The organism is Tersicoccus mangrovi (assembly GCF_036881825.1).
GTDB classification, from domain to species: Bacteria; Actinomycetota; Actinomycetes; order Actinomycetales; family Micrococcaceae; genus Tersicoccus; species Tersicoccus mangrovi.
The window spans coordinates 80,033-99,601 of record NZ_JBAJMW010000010.1 but is presented as its reverse complement, the minus strand read 5'-3'; the positions used below and the strand labels follow the sequence as shown (position 1 = coordinate 99,601).

General features: G+C 70.0%; 17 protein-coding genes. 10 read left to right on the top strand and 7 right to left on the bottom strand.

What is annotated here, in order from left to right; all coding sequences use genetic code 11:
• Positions 1–127: 127 nt before the first annotated feature.
• The 7 genes from V6N00_RS16405 to rpmH form a co-directional block, all read right to left on the bottom strand.
• A complete protein-coding gene (locus V6N00_RS16405; protein WP_334234083.1) occupies positions 128–1,024 on the bottom strand; it encodes a ParA family protein in 897 nt (298 codons plus the stop codon).
• 567 nt (positions 1,025–1,591) lie between these two features.
• The gene (gene rsmG, locus V6N00_RS16400; RefSeq protein WP_334234050.1) at positions 1,592–2,329 is read right to left on the bottom strand and encodes a 16S rRNA (guanine(527)-N(7))-methyltransferase RsmG; all 738 of its coding nucleotides are present in this window, start codon (positions 2,327–2,329) and stop codon (positions 1,592–1,594) included.
• Entirely contained in the window at positions 2,326–2,946 is a 621-nt protein-coding gene (locus V6N00_RS16395; RefSeq protein ID WP_334234048.1) for a Jag family protein, read from the bottom strand. Before V6N00_RS16395 ends, rsmG begins: the two co-directional genes overlap by 4 nt.
• On the bottom strand, positions 2,943–3,902 hold the full coding sequence (gene yidC / locus V6N00_RS16390; protein WP_334234046.1) for a membrane protein insertase YidC: 960 nt from the start codon (positions 3,900–3,902) through the stop codon (positions 2,943–2,945). The genes V6N00_RS16395 and yidC overlap by 4 nt, the downstream gene beginning before the upstream one ends.
• 14 nt (positions 3,903–3,916) lie before the next feature.
• Entirely contained in the window at positions 3,917–4,324 is a 408-nt protein-coding gene (gene yidD / locus V6N00_RS16385) for a membrane protein insertion efficiency factor YidD (RefSeq protein ID WP_416385106.1), read from the bottom strand.
• The gene (gene rnpA / locus V6N00_RS16380) at positions 4,321–4,662 is read right to left on the bottom strand and encodes a ribonuclease P protein component (protein WP_334234044.1); all 342 of its coding nucleotides are present in this window, start codon (positions 4,660–4,662) and stop codon (positions 4,321–4,323) included. Before rnpA ends, yidD begins: the two co-directional genes overlap by 4 nt.
• A gap of 46 nt (positions 4,663–4,708) precedes the next feature.
• Complete coding sequence (rpmH, locus tag V6N00_RS16375; RefSeq protein ID WP_076694722.1) at positions 4,709–4,846, bottom strand: 50S ribosomal protein L34; 138 nt, start codon at positions 4,844–4,846, stop codon at positions 4,709–4,711.
• Positions 4,847–5,387: 541 nt separating this feature from the next.
• Between rpmH and dnaA the strand changes: the two genes are divergently transcribed.
• The 10 genes from dnaA (at position 5,388) to efeO (ending at position 19,549) form a co-directional block, all read left to right on the top strand.
• Positions 5,388–6,815: a chromosomal replication initiator protein DnaA gene (gene dnaA, locus V6N00_RS16370; RefSeq protein ID WP_334234041.1), complete on the top strand. Its 1,428-nt coding sequence runs from the start codon at positions 5,388–5,390 to the stop codon at positions 6,813–6,815.
• A gap of 505 nt (positions 6,816–7,320) precedes the next feature.
• Positions 7,321–8,445 carry a DNA polymerase III subunit beta gene (gene dnaN / locus V6N00_RS16365; RefSeq protein ID WP_334234039.1) on the top strand — a complete coding sequence of 375 codons (1,125 nt, stop codon included), beginning with the start codon at positions 7,321–7,323 and terminating at the stop codon, positions 8,443–8,445.
• 27 nt (positions 8,446–8,472) lie between these two features.
• Complete coding sequence (gene gnd, locus V6N00_RS16360) at positions 8,473–9,504, top strand: phosphogluconate dehydrogenase (NAD(+)-dependent, decarboxylating) (RefSeq protein ID WP_334234037.1); 1,032 nt, start codon at positions 8,473–8,475, stop codon at positions 9,502–9,504.
• 4 nt (positions 9,505–9,508) lie between these two features.
• A complete protein-coding gene (gene recF / locus V6N00_RS16355) occupies positions 9,509–10,711 on the top strand; it encodes a DNA replication/repair protein RecF (protein WP_334234035.1) in 1,203 nt (400 codons plus the stop codon).
• Positions 10,712–10,911: 200 nt separating this feature from the next.
• Positions 10,912–11,409, top strand: a complete 498-nt coding sequence (locus tag V6N00_RS16350) for a DciA family protein (RefSeq protein ID WP_334234080.1) — start codon at positions 10,912–10,914, stop codon at positions 11,407–11,409.
• A gap of 452 nt (positions 11,410–11,861) precedes the next feature.
• A complete protein-coding gene (gyrB, locus tag V6N00_RS16345) occupies positions 11,862–13,859 on the top strand; it encodes a DNA topoisomerase (ATP-hydrolyzing) subunit B (RefSeq protein ID WP_334234033.1) in 1,998 nt (665 codons plus the stop codon).
• A gap of 97 nt (positions 13,860–13,956) precedes the next feature.
• A complete protein-coding gene (gene gyrA / locus V6N00_RS16340) occupies positions 13,957–16,665 on the top strand; it encodes a DNA gyrase subunit A (RefSeq protein WP_334234031.1) in 2,709 nt (902 codons plus the stop codon).
• Entirely contained in the window at positions 16,662–17,345 is a 684-nt protein-coding gene (locus V6N00_RS16335; RefSeq protein WP_416385105.1) for a DUF3566 domain-containing protein, read from the top strand. Before gyrA ends, V6N00_RS16335 begins: the two co-directional genes overlap by 4 nt.
• 137 nt (positions 17,346–17,482) lie before the next feature.
• A complete protein-coding gene (gene efeU / locus V6N00_RS16330; RefSeq protein ID WP_334234029.1) occupies positions 17,483–18,358 on the top strand; it encodes an iron uptake transporter permease EfeU in 876 nt (291 codons plus the stop codon).
• Positions 18,359–18,361: 3 nt separating this feature from the next.
• Entirely contained in the window at positions 18,362–19,549 is a 1,188-nt protein-coding gene (gene efeO / locus V6N00_RS16325; RefSeq protein ID WP_334234027.1) for an iron uptake system protein EfeO, read from the top strand.
• Positions 19,550–19,569 lie beyond the last annotated feature (20 nt).

Genomic DNA, 19,569 nt, shown 5'->3' with positions numbered 1-19,569 from the left:
ACGCATGCCGCGCACCGATCACCCCGACAAGCCGATCGAATCAACGCCGATCGATTGAGAACGCATCCAGACGACGACGGCACTGTGCGGACGAGAAGTCCGCCGCGTGCGGGGGACCGACGGGCCGTCAGACCGCCGCGGACCGTTCGTTGATCTCCGTGGCGGCTTCCTGGTACGAGAGTGCTCCCGAGGAGGAAGGGTCGTAGGTGATGACCGTCTGCTGGTAGCTCGGCGCCTCGGAGATCCGCACCGAGCGCGGGATGACGGCGTCGAGCACCTGGCTGGGGAAGTGCTCGCGCACCTCCGCCGCCACCTGCGCCGCGAGGTTGGTACGCCCGTCGTACATCGTCAGGAGGATCGTGGAGACCTTCAGACTCGCGTTCAGGTGCTTCTGGATCATCGAGATGTTGTTGAGCAGCTGGCTCAGCCCCTCGAGCGCGTAGTACTCGCACTGGATGGGGATCACGACCTCGCGCGCGGCGACGAAGGCGTTGACCGTGAGCAGGCCGAGGCTCGGAGGGCAGTCGATGATGACGTAGTCGAGGCGCTCCTGTCCGGTGTCCGCACGGTGCGTCTCGTACTGTTCCAGCGCACGGCGCAGTCGCTGCTCGCGTGCCACCAGGGACACGAGCTCGATCTCGGCGCCGGCCAGGTGGATCGTCGCCGGCGCGCACAGCAGGTTCTCGATGTCGGGGCAGGGGACGAGGACATCGGCCAGGGGGACGTCGTCGAGCAGCACGTCGTAGATGCTGTCCACGTCCGCCGAGTGCGGGATGCCGAGCGCGGTGGAGGCGTTGCCCTGCGGGTCGATGTCGACGACGAGGACGTTCAATCCGGCACGCGCGAGAGCCGCCGCGATGTTCACCGCGGTGGTCGTCTTGCCGACGCCGCCCTTCTGGTTGCTGACCGTCAGGTACCGCGTGGCCGGCGGACGCTTGATGTCCTTGGCCTTGAGCCGTTCGCGTCGCCGGTTCTCGTTCGTGAGCTGCCGCGCCAGCGGTGTGCTCTCGTCCGCCGCGGCCAGCGGACCTGACGCCGACGCGGAGACCGCCGCGGCCTTCTCGGCAGACGCCACTCCGACCGCGGTCGGCGCGGCGGGAGCGTCGTCGGCCTCAGCAGCGACAACAGGCTCGGCGTCATCGGACTCGGTGGCCGAGGAATCGGAAGACGCCTCGGCCACAGAAGGCTCCGTGTGCACGTCGGCCGGGTCGGGCGTCGGCGCCTCAGCCGGCTGGGCGGCCAGCTCGTCGGAGTCGACCCGCTCCGTGACCGCAGGGGCCGCCGTCGCCGGCCGCGCGTCCGTCGAGACCGTGTCATCCACTGCCGCGTCCTCGGCCGCCGACGTGTCGGTCACGTCCGTGTCCACCGGTGTCGGTTCCGTCGTCGGCGGAGTGGTGTCCGGATTCTGCACGCGGGTCCTCTGCTCGGAAGGGCGATCGGCTGCCTGGCGACGGCCGGTGAGGAACGAACTCAACGACGCGAAGGTGGGGACGCGCTGCCCCGACTCGGTACTGCTCACGTGCTCGCTCTCCTCGTTGCGGTCGGCTTCCAGACTAACGGGACCGCGGACAGGCCCCAGGGACGCCGAAGCTCATCGTCGCGCTGCGGTCGATCGGTCCCGGGAGGGAGCGGCGTCGATGGCGACCACCGTCGTCGGTACCGGGAGCAGATCCTGCCCCGCAGTGAGGACACGCGGATCCACTCCGCCGGCTCGGCGGATGGCCTTCTCGGCCTTGGCGATCTCGTCGGCGGCGCTGCGTCCCTTGATCGCGAGCATCCGGCCGGATCCGTGCAGGAGCGGCATGCTCCAGGGCACGAGCGTGCTCAAGGCGGAGACGGCCCGGGAGGTGACGACGTCGACGTCGATCGAGCCGGCGACGTTCTCGGCCCGGTCGCGATGCACGCGCACCTGCTCCAGTCCCAGGTCCTCGATGACCTCGCCGAGCCACTGCACCCGCCGCTCGAGCGGTTCGATCAGCTCGATCCGCAGGTCCGGCCGGGCAATGGCCAGGGCGAGGCCGGGCAGCCCGGCACCGCTGCCGACGTCGGCGACATGGACGCCGAAGGGGATCAGTTCCCCGATGACGGCGCAGTTGAGCACGTGCCGTTCCCACAGGCGGGGAACCTCGCGGGGCCCGAGCAGACCGCGCTCGATACCCGACGTGGCGAGATGCTCCACGTAGCGCTGGGCGAGATCGACCCGCGACCCGAAGACCTGCTCGGCCGCCCGTGCCTCGTCCGCCGTGGGCGTCGGAGGAGTGCCCGTCGCGGACGCCGGGTCGGACGTCGAGCTGGCGGGAGCGGGATGCCGCTCGGTCGATCCGGTCACTGCTCGGGCAGCGACACCACGACGTGGCGGGAGGCGCCCTCGCCCTCGGACTCGCTGACCATGCCGAGGTCCGCGATCGCGTCGTGCACGATCTTGCGCTCGTACGCGCTCATCGGCTTGAGCGCGACGGGCTCGTGGCTGTCCTTGGCGCGGGTCACGGCCTCCTCGGCGAGGCGCTGCAGCACGGACGCGCGGTCACCGCGGTAACCGTTGATGTCCAGCACGAGGCGGCTGCGGGTGTCGGTCGAGGCGAGGACGGCGAGGCGGACGAGCTCCTGGAGAGCGTCCAGCACCGCGCCGTCGCGCCCCACGAGCGCCTCGAGCGGCGCGTTGTCCCCGTCGCTGACGATCGAGAGGTGGGTGCGGCCGCCGCGGACCTCGATGTCGATGTCGCCGTCGATGTCGGCGATGTCGAGCAGCTCCTCGAGGTAGTCGGCGGCGACGTCGCCCTCCTCCTCGAGACGGCGGCGCGTCGACGAGCCGCCCTGCTCGGAGGAGGACTCCGCGGCGTCGTCCGTCGAGACCGCATCCGAGGCGGTGGTCTCGTCGACGGCGTCCGTCGAACCGGCGTCGGGGGCCGAGGGGGCCTGCGGCTCCGTCACGCTGTCGGCGTTCATCGCTTTCTCCTGTTCTTGCGCTGCGGCTGGACGCGCTGCTGGACCCGAGGCTGAGTCTGCGCCTCGGCCGTCGCGACCGTCGCACCGGTGGTCTTCTTGGTGGGCTCGAGCTTGCCGCGCGCCCGCTGGCGCTCCTGCCACGCGCGGTGTGCGGGCGAGCCGGGCGTGGGCATGTTGCGGATGACGACGAACTGCTGCGCCATGGTCCAGACGTTCGTGGCCGTCCAGTAGATGAGCACGCCGATCGGGAAGTTGATACCGCCGACGGCGAAGACGAGCGGCAGGATGTACATCAGCATGCGCTGCTGGCGCATGAAGGGGCTGGCCAGCGCCTGCTCGGACATGTTCTTCGCCATGATCTGCCGCTGCGTGATGAACTGCGACGCCGTCATCGCCAGGATCATGATCACGCTGAGCACGATGACGGTCGCGTTGCCGCCGTTGTTCAGGAAGGTCGAGGACAGCGGCGCGCCGAAGATGCTCGCCTCGTTGAACTGCGAGACCTGCTCCGGGTTCAGCGCCCCGACGTGGCTGCGGTTCTGCGCCGCGTGGCCGATGCCGTTGAGCACGGTGAAGAGGGAGAAGAAGAAGGGCATCTGCACGATGAGCGGCAGGCACGCGGAGAACGGGTTGGTGCCGTGCTTCTTGTAGAGCGCCATTTGCTCCTGCGCCATGGCCTGGCGGGAGAGCTGGTCGGTCTTGCCCTTGTACTTCTTCTGCAGGGCGAGCAGTTCGGGCTGCAGTTCCTGCATCCCGCGCTGGGCCTTGATCTGCTTGACGAACAAGGGGATCAGGGCGCCGCGGATGACGATGACGAGGCCGATGATCGACAGCGTCCAGTTCCAGCCCGAGGAGTCGGGGATGCCGATGAAGTTGAACGCCTCGTGGAAGCCGATCAGGATCACCGACACGATCCACCGGAACGGCGTCAGGATCATGTCAAAGAAGTCGAACATTCAGCTTTCTCTCCTCAGGCCGCGTGACGGCCGTGCTCGATCGGGGATGGCGCATCCGGCGCGTCCTGATCGGCGGGGATCGGGGGATGGTTGAGCCGGACGATCCGGGGCGTGTGGCCGTCGGGCCAGACGCGGTCCCCGTGCGGCACGTGGTCCACTCCACCGGAGTGGAACGGGTTGCACCGCGCCAGGCGCCGGACGGTGAGCCAGGAGCCGCGCACGGCGCCGTGCACCGTCACTGCTTCCAAAGCATAGGCGGAACAGCTCGGGTAGAACCGGCAGACCGGTCCGTAGAGAGGGGAGACGACGGTGCGCCACGCGACGAGCAGGCCCATCAAGATCCATCGCGGCACCGAGGCCACGGCGTGGACCGTCGAACGGAACCACCCCGCGCGGGCCGGACCCGGCTGCGGGGCGGTCATCGCCGGTCCCGGGCGGCACGACGCCAGGCCCGGTCCACGTCGTCGGAGAGCTCGCCCCACGACGCCTGCGCGGCGGCCGGAAGGGCGCGCACCACGACGTCGGTCTCCGGGTCCTCCGACCAGTGATCGCTGATCAGCGCCCGGAGCCGCCGCTTGACGAGGTTGCGAGTGACGGCGTTGCCGACGGCACGCGACACGATCAGGCCGGCACGGCCGGACCGCGACGGATCAGCAGGACGCAGGTGCAGCACGACGCTGCGGCGGGCGGCCTTGTTCCCACCACGGATCACCGTGGTGAAGTCGGCCGGCGTCCTCAGACGCCGTTCGGCCGGGAACATCAGCACACCGCCGCCAGGCCCGGGTCAGCGCGAGGAGCCGTCCGGATCAGGCGGAGAGCTCGGTGCGGCCCTTGGCGCGGCGGGCGTTCAGGATCGCGCGGCCGGCACGGGTCCGCATGCGAGCACGGAAGCCGTGCTTCCGGGCGCGACGACGGTTGTTCGGCTGGAAAGTCCGCTTGGTCACGGTGTTCACTCCAAAGCTTCATCGGCGCCGAGTCGAACGAGGGGAAAGCAGAACCGGCGCGGGTGTGCGGTGACCTGGAGTCCATGCCCTCGTCGTGTCGACGAGACGCGGTCCGGTCAGCTTCCCTCGCGGGGCGACACGGCCGGCTCGGGCGATCGAGGACAGCACGAACTGTGGTCACACAGGACCATCCAACGCTACGGGACACCCCGCTCGGCGTCAAACCGGCTCGCCGTCGTCGAGCGTGCCCCCGGCCGCAGCGACGCTCCCGCGAAGCGTCCGTCCACAGGCTGCGGCGAGGTCGGTTTCCGCGCGGTCCCGGCCCACCGCCGCGGTCCGCGTCGGACCTCACACGTGATTGTCCACACGCGGTGGACAACCCTGTGGATTACGGTGGCATCGAGAACGTGGTGGACAATGGACGCCGGATCGCGGTGACCGTTGACAGGTTCCGCCCGTCACCGGACCATCGGTGTGCACCCCCGTGGCGCGCCAGCTCGCAGCAGCGCCACCCACGTCTTTTCTCAGGAGGAACGGCCGCATGAGCCAGGAGGATTCGGATCACCTCGGTGCATCCTGGCAACGCGTGGTCGCGGCCCTGGAGGACGACCACCGGGTCAGCGGGCGGCACCGCGGTTATCTGCCGCTCGTGCGGCCGCAGGGCATGTTCGGCAACACGCTGATCATCTCCGTCCCCAACGAGAACACGCGCGACGTCTTCCAGAACAACCTGCACCAGCCGCTCGCGGACGCCTTGCGTGCCGAGCTCGGCCAGGAGATGCAGGCCGCCGTCGTGATCGACACCGAGATGGCCCCGCCCGAGCCGCCTCGCGCCGCCCCGGAACCGGCACCGGTCCCCGAACCCGCGCCGGCCACCTCGAACCGGGCGCCGAGCCGATCGTCGGCCCCCGCCAACGTCGACACCGGCGACATGGGCCGGCTGAACCCGAAGTACATCTTCGACGCGTTCGTCATCGGCCAGTCCAACCGGTTCGCCCACGCCGCCGCCGTCGCCGTGGCGGAAGCGCCCGCGAAGGCGTACAACCCGCTGTTCATCTACGGCGACTCGGGTCTGGGCAAGACCCACCTGCTGCACGCGATCGGCCACTACGCCCGCCGGCTCTACCAGGGCATCCGCGTCCGGTACGTGAACTCCGAGGAGTTCACCAACGACTTCATCAACTCCATCCGCGACGACGAGGGCACGAGCTTCAAGCAGCTCTACCGCAGCGTCGACATCCTGCTGATCGACGACATCCAGTTCCTCGCCGGCAAGGAGCACACGCAGGAGGAGTTCTTCCACACCTTCAACGCCCTGCACAACCACGACAAGCAGGTCGTCATCACCTCCGACCTGCCGCCCAAGCAGCTGACCGGGTTCGAGGAGCGCATGCGGTCGCGCTTCGAGTGGGGCCTGATCACCGACGTGACCATGCCCGAGCTCGAGACCAGGATCGCGATCCTGCGGAAGAAGGCCATCCTCGAGGGCCTCAAGGCGCCCGACGACGTGCTCGAGTACATCGCGTCCCGCATCTCGACGAACATCCGTGAGCTGGAAGGCGCGCTGATCCGCGTCACCGCCTTCGCGTCGTTGAACAAGCAGCCGGTGGACCTGCAGCTCGCCGAGATCGTGCTCAAGGACCTCATCACAGAGGACGGCGCCAAGGAGATCACCTCCGCGACGATCCTGGGGCAGACGGCCGCGTACTTCCACCTGAGCCAGGAGGAGCTGTGCAGCAAGTCGCGCACGCGCACCCTGGTGACGGCGCGTCAGATCGCGATGTACCTGTGCCGGGAACTGACGGACATGTCGCTGCCGAAGATCGGGCAGGAGCTCGGCGGCCGCGACCACACCACGGTCATCCACGCGGACCGCAAGATTCGCCAGCTGATGGCCGAGCGGCGGCACATCTACAACCAGGTCACCGAGCTGACCAACCTCATCAAACAGACGCAGCGCGACGGCTGACGTCCCTCTCGTTCTCCTCCGACGACGCCCGGGTGCCTGTAGCGCGCCCGGGCGTCGTCGTCCATCAGCACCCTGCTGTTTTCCACCCCTGTGGACAACCCTGTGCAGAACGGTGCATCGCCCGTGGACAACCGGTCGCAGAAATGCCCCCGGGTGTGGACGCTCGCCCCGGTCGTGATCACTGTCCACCGGTGTGCACCGACGACGCTGTCGACGGATCACAACTCGTCCACATGCCGTTTCCGCGTCCGACCGGCCCCGACGAGGTTTTCCCACAGAATCCACAGCTGTTAATACCTCTACGGATCCTTCTCCCTCATGAAAGTTCTTCCGAGAACATCTTCCCGAACCGCTCGCCCAGGCCGCCGGTGCCCGTCCCGGCGACGCTTCGCTAAGCTGTCCCCGGACACCGTCCCGGACGCACCGCGCTCCGACGGGAGCCACCTGCCGCACCGGGACCTCTGGGCTCCCGTCATGACAACGCTGAAAGGCGGATGCATTCTCCGTGAAGTTCTCCGTTGACCGGGATGTCCTCGCCGAGGCTGTCACCTGGACCGCACGTTCGTTGTCCCCCCGCCCGCCGGTCCCGGTGCTCTCCGGGCTCCTGCTCAAGGCCGAATCCGGTGCGGTGAGCCTCTCGAGCTTCGACTACGAGATCTCCGCGAACCTGCAGTTCGCCGCGGACGTCGCCGAGGAGGGCACGGTGCTGGTCTCGGGCCGCCTGCTCGCCGACATCTGCCGCAGCCTCCCCTCCGCCCCGGTGGAGATCGCGACCGACGGCGCGAAGATCACGCTGAGCTGCCGCAACTCCCGGTTCAACCTGGCGACGATGCCGGAGAACGACTACCCGGAGCTGCCGGCCCTGCCCCCGATCGGCGGTGTGGTCGACGGCGGTGCCTTCGCGCAGGCCGTCTCGCAGGTGATCATCGCCGCGAGCCGCGACGACACCCTGCCGATCCTCACCGGCGTCCGGATCGAGTTCGAGGGCGAGACGATGACGCTGCTCGCCACCGACCGGTACCGCCTGGCGATGCGCGAACTGGGCTGGCGGCCCAGCAGCGCCGGCCTCTCCACGAGCGTCCTGGTCAAGGCCCGCACCCTCAACGAGGTGGCCAGGACGCTGGGCTCGGGTGGGGACCTGTCCATCGCACTCTCCGACGCCAACGAGCTGATCGGCTTCGAGAGCGGCGGCCGGCGCACGACGTCGCTGCTGGTCGACGGTGACTACCCCAAGATCCGGTCGCTGTTCCCCGACGTCACGCCGATCCACGCGTCGGTGCGCACCGCGGACCTGATCGAGGCGGTCCGCCGCGTCGCCCTCGTCGCCGAGCGCAACACCCCGATCCGGATGGCGTTCACCGAGGGCACGCTCTCCCTCGACGCCGGCACGGGCGAGGACGCTCAGGCGTCGGAGGCGATCGAAGCCAACCTCACCGGTGACCCGATCACCGTCGCGTTCAACCCGCACTACCTCAGCGAGGGTCTGGGCGCGTTCAGCACCGAGTACGTGCGGTTCTCGTTCACGACGCCGCCGAAGCCGGCCGTCATCTCGGCGCAGCAGGAGTCCGACAGCGACGAGCAGGACGACTATCGGTACCTGCTGATGCCGGTGCGCCTGCCCAACCAGTGACACATCCGACCGGACCGCGCTGAGCCGGTGCTCACGCGGGACCGACCGGGAACGAGGAGAACACCTCAGGAACCGACGGAAGGGACGGACACCATGCACATCGGCATGATCGGGCTCGGCAAGATGGGCTTCAACATGCGGGAGCGGCTGCGCCGCGGCGGCGTGGAGGTCACCGGATACGACCGCAACCCCGACGTCACCGACGTCCCCGACACGGATGCCCTCGTCAAGGCTCTGCCGTCCCCCCGCGTCGTGTGGTTGATGCTCCCGGCCGGCAAGATCACGGCGGGCGTGGTCGAGGAACTCGTCGGCAAGCTCGACTCCGGTGACATCCTCATCGACGGCGGAAACTCCAGGTTCACGGACGACCAGGCGCACGCCGACCATGCCGCCGAGCGCGGCATCGGCTTCGTCGACGTCGGCGTCTCCGGTGGTGTCTGGGGCCTCGAGAACGGCTACGGCATGATGGCCGGCGGCACCGACGAGGAGATCGCCACCCTGATGCCGGTGTTCGACGCGCTCCGCCCCGAGGGCCCGCGCGAGGAGAGCTTCGTACACGTGGGCGCCGTCGGATCGGGCCACTACGCCAAGATGGTCCACAACGGCATCGAGTACGGCGTCATGCAGTCGCTCGCCGAGGGATACGAGCTGCTGGCCAAGAAGAGCATCGTCTCCGACGTCACCGGCACCTTCCGCGCGTGGCAGAAGGGCACCGTCATCCGGTCCTGGCTGCTCGACCTGATGGTCCGTGCCCTGAACGACGACCCCGGGCTGGAGAAGATCTCCGGGTACGTCGAGGACTCGGGCGAGGGCCGCTGGACCGTCGAGGAGGCGATCGCCAACGAGGTGGCCGCCCCCGCGATCACGGCCGCCGTGTTCGCCCGGTTCGTGTCCCGGCAGGACGACTCCCCGGCGATGAAGGCCGTCGCCGCGCTGCGCAACCAGTTCGGCGGCCACGCCGTGCGGCCCGCCGGCCAGCGCATCGAGGGCTCGGGCACGCCGAGCCCCGGCAGCGAGAACACCGGTACCGACCCGTCGACGGCGGCAGGCCCGAGCTGACGACGTGCACCTCGCGGCTCTCTCCCTCACCGACTTCCGTACCTACGCCCAGCTGGACCTGACGCTCGAGCCCGGGGTCACCGTGTTCGTCGGCGCCAACGGGCTCGGCAAGACCAACATCGTCGAGGCCGTCGGCTACCTCGCGACCCTCGGGTCCCACCGGGTCAGCCAGGACGGCCCGCTCATCCGCTTCGGCGCCGAGCAGGCGCTCGTGCGCGCCCGGCTGGTGCGCCGTACCCAGCAGCTGAGCCTCGAGATGGAGATCAACGCCCGCGGCGGCAACCGGGTGCGGATCAACCGGGCCAATCCCGTGCGCGCCCGGGAAGCGCTCGGCCTGTGCCGCACGGTGCTGTTCGCCCCGGAGGACCTGGAGCTGGTCAAGGGCGACCCGGGCAGCCGCCGGCGCTTCCTCGACGAGTTGACCGCGACGCTCTTCCCCGCCCAGGCGACCCTGCGGGGCGAGTACGACCGGGTGCTCAGGCAGCGCAACGCCCTGCTCAAGTCCGCGCGGGCCGCCGGCCGGTTCACCGAGAATCACCGGGCGACTCTGCAGGTGTGGGACGAGCACCTCGCCGCGACGGGTGCGCAGCTGCTGCAGGCGCGGGTGACGCTCCTCGAGCGGCTCGCCCCGCACCTGTCGGCGGCGTACCGCCGGCTCACCGACGGCAGCAAGGAGCTCTCCGCCCGGTACCGCAGCACCGTGGTGGGACACGGCACGGACGACGACGACGTCACCGGGGCCGGCGCCGGCTCGGTCGGGCCGGTCGATGCGGGTTCTGACCTGGCGGGCCTGGACACCGAGACGATCCGCCGCGCCTTCCTCGAGGCCCTCGAATCCGGGCAGACCCGGGACCGGGACCGGGCGCTGACCCTGACCGGGCCGCACCGCGACGACGTCGAGCTCGTCCTCGGGCAGGCCCCGGCCAAGGGCTACGCTTCGCACGGCGAGTCCTGGTCGGTGGCGCTCTCGCTGCGCCTGGCCGCGTACGAACTGCTGCGGGAGGACGCGCTGACCGACGGCGGTGAGCCGATCCTCATCCTCGACGACGTGTTCGCCGAGCTCGACGCAGACCGCCGCACGCGGCTGGCCGCCATCGCCGCCGACGCCGAACAGGTCCTGATCACCGCGGCCGTCGTCGAGGACATCCCCGCGAGCCTGATCGACCGGCAATTACGGGTCGGCGCCGGAGTCGTGGAGGCGGCATGAGCCCGCGGACCGACGGGACCGGTCGCGGCGCGGGTGATCGCACCAGCCGTCGCACCAGCCGTGGCACAGCTGCGGCGTCGGGTGGCGCGTCGCGGTCCTCGGACGAGGCAGTGGCCGAGGAACGTCCGGCCGAGGATGCGCCGAGGAGTGCCGCTTCCGACGAGGGTGTTGCTTCCGACGGCGCCGCGCAGGAGGAGGCGATCGATGCGGCCGCGGCCGCCCTCCTGCGAGCCCGCGCCGCCGCGGAGGCCCGCGGGGAACGACGCGTCCGTTCCGCCGCGGCCCTGCGCCGCAGTGCGGACCGCGCGGCCGCCCGCACGGGTGCGCCCCGCCGCCGCACCGGTCGGGACCCGCTGAACCTGGGTTCCGTCGTCGACCGCATGGTCAAGGACCGCGGATGGAGTACGCCCGTCTCGGTGGGATCGGTGATCGGGCGGTGGCCGCAGATCGTCGGCCCCGACATCGCCGCACACTGCCACCCGGACGCGTTCCGCGAGACGACGCTGCACGTCGTGTGCGATTCGACGGCCTGGGCCACCCAGGTGCGGCTGCTCGTGCCGACCCTCCTGGCAAGGTTCGACGCCGAGATCGGGCCCGGCATCCTCACGGCCATCAAGGTCTCCGGCCCCACCGCGCCGAGCTGGCAGAAGGGTCCCCGGACCGTGCGGGGCCGCGGTCCGCGCGACACCTACGGGTGAACGGCGGCCGCGAATTCGGCGGACGCCGAAATCCGGCAGGAGAGCGTCTGGGACCCCGGCGGACGAGGACGGCCCCATGCGGTGCTCCGTTGACCGGCCAGATCCGGCAAAGAATTGTGCCCACGGCATGATGAGCGCATTCCGGGCGCAGCCACACGGTAGAATCGACAGAGTGTGCCGGAGGGCTACCGTTCGGTAGCCCCTGTGCCCTCCTGCGGAGGCGCGCCGACGGCACGTGTCATGGTGCGCGCGGCTTCCGCCGTCGCGCACGTCTCGATCACGAGGAGCCGGACGCGCCTGTGTCAGCCAACCTTCCCGACGACGGAACCACTCAGCCCCAGCCCACCGACCTCCCGGCAGGGACCCCGGCGGTACCGCCGTCAACGGAGGCGAACAGCGCGGACCCGTCGGTCGGCGGCACACCCGTCACCCCTCCGTCACCCCGGCCGGGCGTGACCGACGGCCAGTACGGCGCGAGTGACATCACCGTCCTCAAGGGGCTCGAGGCCGTGCGCAAGCGGCCCGGCATGTACATCGGCTCCACCGGTCCCCGCGGCCTGCACCACCTGGTCTACGAGGTCGTCGACAACTCCGTGGACGAGGCCCTCGCCGGTCACGCCACCCACATCGAGGTGACGCTCACGGCCGACGGCGGGGTGCGCGTCGTCGACGACGGCCGCGGCATCCCCGTCGGCATGCACCCGACCGAGAAGAAGCCCACCGTCGAGGTGGTCATGACCATCCTGCACGCGGGCGGGAAGTTCGGCGGCTCCGGCTACGCGGTCTCGGGCGGCCTGCACGGGGTGGGCATCTCCGTCGTCAACGCCCTCTCCCGCCGGGTCGACACGGAGGTCCGCCAGCAGGGCCACGTGTGGCGCCAGTCGTTCGCCGACGGTGGCCACCCGGTCACCGAGCTGGTGAAGGGGGAGGCCACCGACGAGACGGGCACCACCCAGACGTTCTACGCGGACGACTCGATCTTCGAGAGCGTCGACTACGACTTCGAGACGCTCCGCGCCCGGTTCCAGCAGATGGCGTTCCTGAACAAGGGCCTGAAGATCACGCTCACCGACGAGCGGGTGGCCGAGGAGGTCGGCGAGGAGATCGCCGACGGCGACGCCGCGGACGAGGCCGCCGAGCCGAAGCACCGCGAGGTCGTCTACCAGTACGAGAACGGTCTGCTCGACTACGTCACGTTCCTCAACTCGTCCAAGCGCACCGAGGTCATCAACGACGAGGTGATCGCGCTGGAGGCCGAGGACAAGGAGCGCAAGATCGCCCTCGAGCTGGCGATGCAGTGGACGACGGCGTACTCGGAGAGCGTGCACACGTACGCCAACACGATCAACACCCACGAGGGCGGCACCCACGAGGAGGGCTTCCGCGCCGCGCTGACCACACTGGTCAACCGCTACGCACGCGAGAAGAACATCCTCCGGGAGAAGGACGACAACCTCACCGGTGACGACATCCGTGAGGGTCTGACGGCCGTCATCTCGATCAAGCTCGGCGAGCCGCAGTTCGAGGGGCAGACCAAGACCAAGCTCGGCAACTCCGAGGCGAAGACCTTCGTCCAGCGCGTGGTCTCCGACCAGCTCGGCGACTGGTTCGAGCGCAACCCGGGGCCCGCGCGGGACGTCATCCGTAAGGCGATCCAGGCCTCCCAGGCCCGCATCGCCGCACGCAAGGCGCGCGAGTCGACCCGCCGCAAGGGGCTGCTCGAGTCCGGCGGCATGCCCGGCAAGCTCAAGGACTGCTCGTCGAAGGACCCGTCCAGGAGCGAGATCTACATGGTCGAGGGTGACTCGGCCGGCGGTTCGGCCGTGCGCGGCCGCGACCCGATGACGCAGGCGGTGCTGCCGCTGCGCGGCAAGATCCTCAACGTCGAGCGCGCCCGGCTGGACAAGGCCCTGAACAACAACGAGGTCCAGGCGATGATCACGGCGTTCGGCGCCGGCATCGGCGAGGACTTCGACATCACCAAGGCCCGGTACCACAAGATCGTGCTGATGGCCGATGCCGACGTCGACGGCCAGCACATCACCACGCTGCTGCTGACCCTGCTGTTCCGGTACATGCGGCCGCTGATCGAGCACGGCTTCGTCTACCTGGCCCAGCCGCCGCTGTACAAGATCAAGTGGTCCAACGCCGCGCACGACTACGTCTACAGCGACCGGGAGCGGGACGCCGTCGTCGCCGACGGGCTCTCCCACGGCCGCCGGATGCCCAAGGACAACGGCATCCAGCGCTACAAGGGTCTCGGCGAGATGGACTACACGGAGCTGTGGGAGACGACCATGGACCCCGACCACCGCACCCTGCTGCAGGTGACCATGGACGACGCGGCCGCGGCGGACCAGGTGTTCGCCGTGCTGATGGGCGAGGACGTCGACTCGCGGCGCGCCTTCATCCAGCAGAACGCCAAGGACGTCCGGTTCCTCGACATCTGACCGTCGGCCGGCCCGGTGCCGGCACCCGTCACCGCACCCGCGCGGCCGCCGTCGTCCCCACGACGGCCGGCCGTGAGATGAGAGAAGGATTCCCAGCATGAGCGACGAGACCCCGGAGAACCCCGAGGGCACCGAGGAGCCGACCCCGGTCGAGGGCGAGGTGCTGACCGATCGCGTCGAGCAGGTCGACCTGCAGACCGAGATGCAGCGCTCGTACCTGGACTACGCGATGGCCGTCATCATCGGCCGCGCGCTGCCCGACGTGCGGGACGGTCTCAAGCCCGTGCACCGGCGCATCCTCTACGCGATGTACGACGGCGGCTACCGGCCGGACCGTGCGTTCAGCAAGAGTGCCCGCGTCGTCGGTGACGTCATGGGTACCTACCACCCGCACGGTGACCTGGCGATCTACGACGCCCTCGTCCGGCTCATCCAGGACTGGACGCTGCGCTACCCGCTGGCGCTCGGCCAGGGCAACTTCGGCTCCCCGGGCAACGACGGCGCGGCCGCCCCCCGGTACACCGAGACGAAGATGGCCCCGCTGTCCCTGGACATGGTCCGGGACATCGAGCAGGAGACCGTCGACTTCCAGGACAACTACGACGGCCGCGACCAGGAGCCCACCGTGCTGCCGGCCCGGTTTCCGAACCTGCTGGTCAACGGGTCCTCCGGCATCGCGGTCGGCATGGCCACGAACATCCCGCCGCACAACCTGCGCGAGGTGGCCGACGGCGTCCAGTGGTATCTCGAGCACCCCGAGGCCACCAAGGACGAGCTGCTGACCGAGCTGCTCAAGCGCATCAAGGGCCCCGACTTCCCGACCCACGCGCAGATCCTCGGCCACAAGGGCATCGAGGACGCGTACCGCACGGGCCGCGGTTCCATCACGATGCGCGCCGTCGTCAACGTCGAGGAACTGCAGGGCCGCACCTGCCTCGTCGTCACCGAGCTGCCCTACCAGGCCAACCCCGACAACCTGGCGATCAAGATCGCCGAGCTGGTCAAGGACGGCCGCATCTCCGGCATCGCCGACCTGCGGGACGAGACCTCGGGCCGCACCGGCCAGCGCCTCGTCATCGTGCTCAAGCGCGACGCCGTCGCCAAGGTCGTGCTCAACAACCTGTACAAGCACACGTCGCTGCAGGAGAACTTCTCCGCGAACATGCTGGCGATCGTCGACGGGGTGCCGCGCACCCTCTCCCTCGACGCGTTCATCCGGCACTGGGTCACCCACCAGTTGGACGTCATCGTCCGGCGCACCCGGTTCCGGCTGCGCAAGGCCGAGGAGGAGGCGCACATCCTGCGCGGCCTGCTCGCGGCCCTGGACGCGCTGGACGAGGTGATCGCCCTGATCCGGCGCTCGTCCACGGTCGAGGACGCCCGTGACGGGCTGATCGAGCTGCTCTCGATCGACGAGCTGCAGGCCCGCGCCATCCTCGAGATGCAGCTGCGCCGGCTCGCCGCCCTGGAACGGCAGAAGATCCAGGACCGGTTCGCCGAGCTGGAGGAGGCGATCGCGGACTACAACGCCATCCTCGAGTCCCCCGCCCGGCAGCGGCAGATCGTCAGCGAGGAGCTCGCCGAGATCGTCGACCGCCACGGCGACGACCGGCGCACCGAGATCCTGCTCGGCTACGACGGTGACATGAGCATGGAGGACCTGATCCCCGAGGAGGACATGGTCGTCACCATCACCCGGGGCGGCTACGTCAAGCGGACCCGCACCGACCAGTACCGGGTGCAGCAGCGCGGCGGCAAGGGCGTGCGCGGGGCGCAGCTGCGCGCCGACGACGTCGTGGACCACTTCTTCATCACGACGACGCACAACTGGCTGCTGTTCTTCACCAACCTCGGCCGGGTGTACCGCGCGAAGGCGTACGACCTGGTCGAGGGCAGCCGGGACGCCCGCGGCCAGCACGTCGCCAACCTCCTGCCCTTCCAGCCGGACGAGACCATCGCCCAGGTGCTGGCGCTGAAGGACTACCAGCAGGCGCCCTACCTGATGCTGGCCACCCGCAAGGGCCTGGTGAAGAAGACCCGCCTGGCCGACTACGACTCGACCCGGTCCGCCGGCGTCATCGCGATCAACCTGCGCGACGGCGACGAGCTGGTCTCCGCCAAGCTGGTGTCCGAGGACGACGACATCCTGCTCGTCTCCCGCAAGGCCCAGTCCCTGCGCTTCCAGGCGACGGACGAGGCGCTGCGCCCGATGGGCCGCGCCACCTCCGGCGTCACCGGCATGAAGTTCCGCGACGGGGACGAACTGCTCGCGGCGGACGTCGTGAGCGAGGACGCCTTCGTCTTCGTGGTGACCGACGGCGGCTACGCCAAGCGCACCCCGGTGGACCAGTACCGGGTGCAGGGCCGCGGCGGCCTCGGCATCAAGGTGGCCAAGGTCGTCGAGGAGCGCGGCGAGCTCGTGGGCGCCGGCATCGTCCAGGAGGGCGACGAGGTGCTCGTCATCATGGAGAAGGGGAAGGTGGTGCGGTCCGCCGTCTCCGGCGTGCCCGCCAAGGGCCGCGACACCATGGGCGTGATCTTCGCCAAGCCCGACAAGGACGACCGGATCATCGGCGTCGCCCTGAACTCCGAGTCGCGCATCGAGGAGGAGGTGGCCGCCGCCGTGGAAGCCGACACCACCGCGGTGAGCCCTGCCCCGACCGAAGGTGCGGGTGCTGATGAAGTACCGTTGGACCAGCAATCCGAGGCGGTCGCGACCGCCGATCCCGACGACGGCGGCAGCGCGGACGGCTCGTCCGATGGTGCGTCGTCCGACGGAAGCGTCGACGACGGAGGTAGGCAGTGAGCTCCAACAAGCCCAGCGGTGACGGCCGTGGCGGACCCGGCCAGCGGTCGGATGCCCTGGAACGGATGAAGGCCAAGGGCACCGGCCTCCGTGACGCTGCGACCGGTCGCGCCCCGAGTCGGCCGGACCGGGCCCCCTCGACGTCCGGCCGCACCGGCACCGCCGGCCGGACCGCAGCCCCCGCCACGTCCTCCAGGACGCAGTCCCCCCGCCCCGCGACCTCCGCGAACCGGCCCGCCCAGGGCTCGGCCACCGGCCGCGACCCGCGGGATTCCGGCGCGCGGCCCGCGCCGAAGCTGGTGCGCCCCCCGCAGAAGACCAAGGTCCGCCGCGCCCGCCTGCTGGTGAGCAAGATCGACCCGTGGTCGGTGCTGAAGATGGCCTTCCTGCTGTCCGTGGCCCTCGGCACCATCACCGTCGTCGCGTCGATCGTGCTGTGGACGGTGCTGGACCTGACCGGCATCTTCACGCGGATCAACCAGATGCTCGGCGAAGTGGGCGGCAGTAACAGCTTCGACCTGCGGACCTACGCGTCGCTCGGCCAGGTGGCCTCGTTCGCCACGGTCGTCGCCGTCACGAACATCTTCCTGCTCACCGCTCTCTCCGTGCTCGCCGCCGTGCTGTACAACATCACGTCGACGCTCGTCGGCGGCATCGGCGTCACCCTCACCGACGACTGACGCCGGGCGGGGAGCATCCCCGCCCCGGAGCACGTCGGCGCAATACGGAAGGCTCGTGTTGTGTAATTGGGTTTCCTCGGTCTAACCTCGTTGTCGGGTGAGGTAAGGCTCACCTGAGTTGAGGTGAGGAGACCACGGTGACCGGGAACTACCTGATCGGCCTGCGCGAAGGGCTCGAAGCGGCCCTGCTGCTCGTGCTGCTGCTGGCCTATCTGCGCCGGACCGGCCGGACGGCGCTCATCCCGCGCCTGTGGGCCGGCGTCGCCGTCGCCGTCGTGCTCAGCGCCGCCTTCGGCGCCCTGCTGACCTTCGGGCCGCAGGGGCTGACCTTCGAGGCCCAGGAAGCCATCGGCGGCGGTCTGTCGATCGTCGCCGTCGCCCTCGTCACCGGCATGGTGTTCTGGATGGCCCGCACCGCCCGCTCCCTCGGCACGACGCTGACCACGCGGATGGACGCCGCCACGACCGCCGGCGGCTGGGCCGTCGCCGTCGTCGCCGCCGTCACCGTCGGCCGCGAAGGACTCGAGACCGCGCTGTTCCTGTGGGCTGCCGCCCAATCGACCGGCCAGACCTGGCAGCCGCTCGTCGGCTCCCTCGCCGGCATCGCGACCGCCATCGTCATCGGGTGGCTCATCGGCCGCGGCACCATCAAGCTCAACCTCGGCGTCTTCTTCCGCTGGACCGGGGCGCTGCTCATCGTCATCGCCGGCGGCGTGCTGGCCTACGGGCTGCACGACCTGCAGGAGGCCCGCATCCTGCCGGGCGTGGACGCTCTCGCGTTCGACCTGAGCGCCGTCATCCCGCCGGCCAGCTGGTACGGGACCCTGCTCAAGGGCATCTTCAACCTCTCGGCGGAGACGACCTGGCTGCAGGCGATCGCGTGGCTGCTCTACGTCGGCATCACCCTCGCCGTCTACCTGCGCGTGGTCCGCCGGCCGGCCCCGGGCAGTCCCGCCGCCGTGCGCGCCGGACGTACCGCCCGCACCGGTCTGCCCGTCGCGAAGGAAGCCTGATCGATGCTGGTCGACCCCCGTCGTCGGTGGCTGCCCGCTGCCCTGGTCCTCGGTGCCGCGTCCCTCGCGCTGACGGCCTGCACCCCCAACACCCCGCAGGCTGCCTCGACCGGCGGTAGCGCCGCGTCGGGCGCCGTGACCGTCACGAGCACCGACGACGCCTGCACCCTCTCCTCGACGCAGGCGCCCAGCGGCAACGTGACCTTCCGGGTCACCAACAAGGGCAGCCAGGTCACCGAGTTCTACGTGTTCGCGCAGGACGGCGTGCGGATCGTCGGCGAGGTGGAGAACGTCGGGCCCGGATTGAGCCGCGACCTCATCGTGCAGGCGCCCGCCGGCAGCTATCGCACCGCGTGCAAGCCGGGTATGAGCGGTCAGGGCATCCGCGCCGGCTTCACGGTCACCGACTCGGGCAAACCCGTGTACGCCGACGCCTCCTCCCAGCAGCTGCTGACCACGGCGACGACGCAGTACCGCGCGTACGTGAAGGAGCAGACCGAGCAGCTGGTCACCGGGACCGCGAAGTTCGTCGCCGCCGTGAAGGCGGGCGACACCGCCGGTGCGCGTGCCCTGTACGCGTCCACCCGCAGCCACTGGGAGCGGATCGAGCCGGTCGCCGAGTCCTTCGGGGACCTCGACCCGCGGATCGACGCCCGCGAGGCGGACCTGGAGAAGGGCCAGACCTGGACCGGCTGGCACCGGCTGGAGAAGGACCTGTGGCCGCCGGCCACCGGGTACACCGCCCTGACCGCGGCTCAGCGGACCACGGTGGCCGACCAGCTGCTGGCGGACACGAAGGAGCTGGCGAAGCGGACGACGGCGGCGACGCTGACGCCCGCGCAGCTCGGCAACGGTGCGAAGGAGCTGCTCGACGAGGTGGCCACCGGCAAGATCACGGGCGAGGAGGAGGCCTTCTCCCACACCGACCTGTGGGACTTCCAGGCCAACGTCGACGGGGCCCGCATCGCCTTCACCAGCCTCCGTCCGGCGCTCGAGGCCAAGGACAAGGCGCTGGCCACCACGCTGAGCACCCGGTTCGACGCCCTGCAGAAGGAGTTGGACCAGTACCGGAAGGGCGACGGGTTCGTCTCCTACACGGACCTGACCCCCGCGCAGGTGAAGACCTTGTCGACCAGGGTCGACGCCCTCAGCGAGCCACTGGCGAAGCTGACCGGCGCCGTCGTCGCGTGACATCTATGCTCTCCGCTGCA

Coding starts and splice junctions, on each gene's coding strand:
- gyrA (WP_334234031.1), top strand. CDS start 13,957: ATGAGCGACGAGACCCCGGAGAACCCCGAGGGCACCGAGGAGCCGACC.
- dnaA (WP_334234041.1), top strand. CDS start 5,388: ATGAGCCAGGAGGATTCGGATCACCTCGGTGCATCCTGGCAACGCGTG.
- efeO (WP_334234027.1), top strand. CDS start 18,362: ATGCTGGTCGACCCCCGTCGTCGGTGGCTGCCCGCTGCCCTGGTCCTC.
- yidD (WP_416385106.1), bottom strand. CDS start 4,324: ATGACCGCCCCGCAGCCGGGTCCGGCCCGCGCGGGGTGGTTCCGTTCG.
- rnpA (WP_334234044.1), bottom strand. CDS start 4,662: ATGTTCCCGGCCGAACGGCGTCTGAGGACGCCGGCCGACTTCACCACG.
- V6N00_RS16395 (WP_334234048.1), bottom strand. CDS start 2,946: ATGAACGCCGACAGCGTGACGGAGCCGCAGGCCCCCTCGGCCCCCGAC.
- yidC (WP_334234046.1), bottom strand. CDS start 3,902: ATGTTCGACTTCTTTGACATGATCCTGACGCCGTTCCGGTGGATCGTG.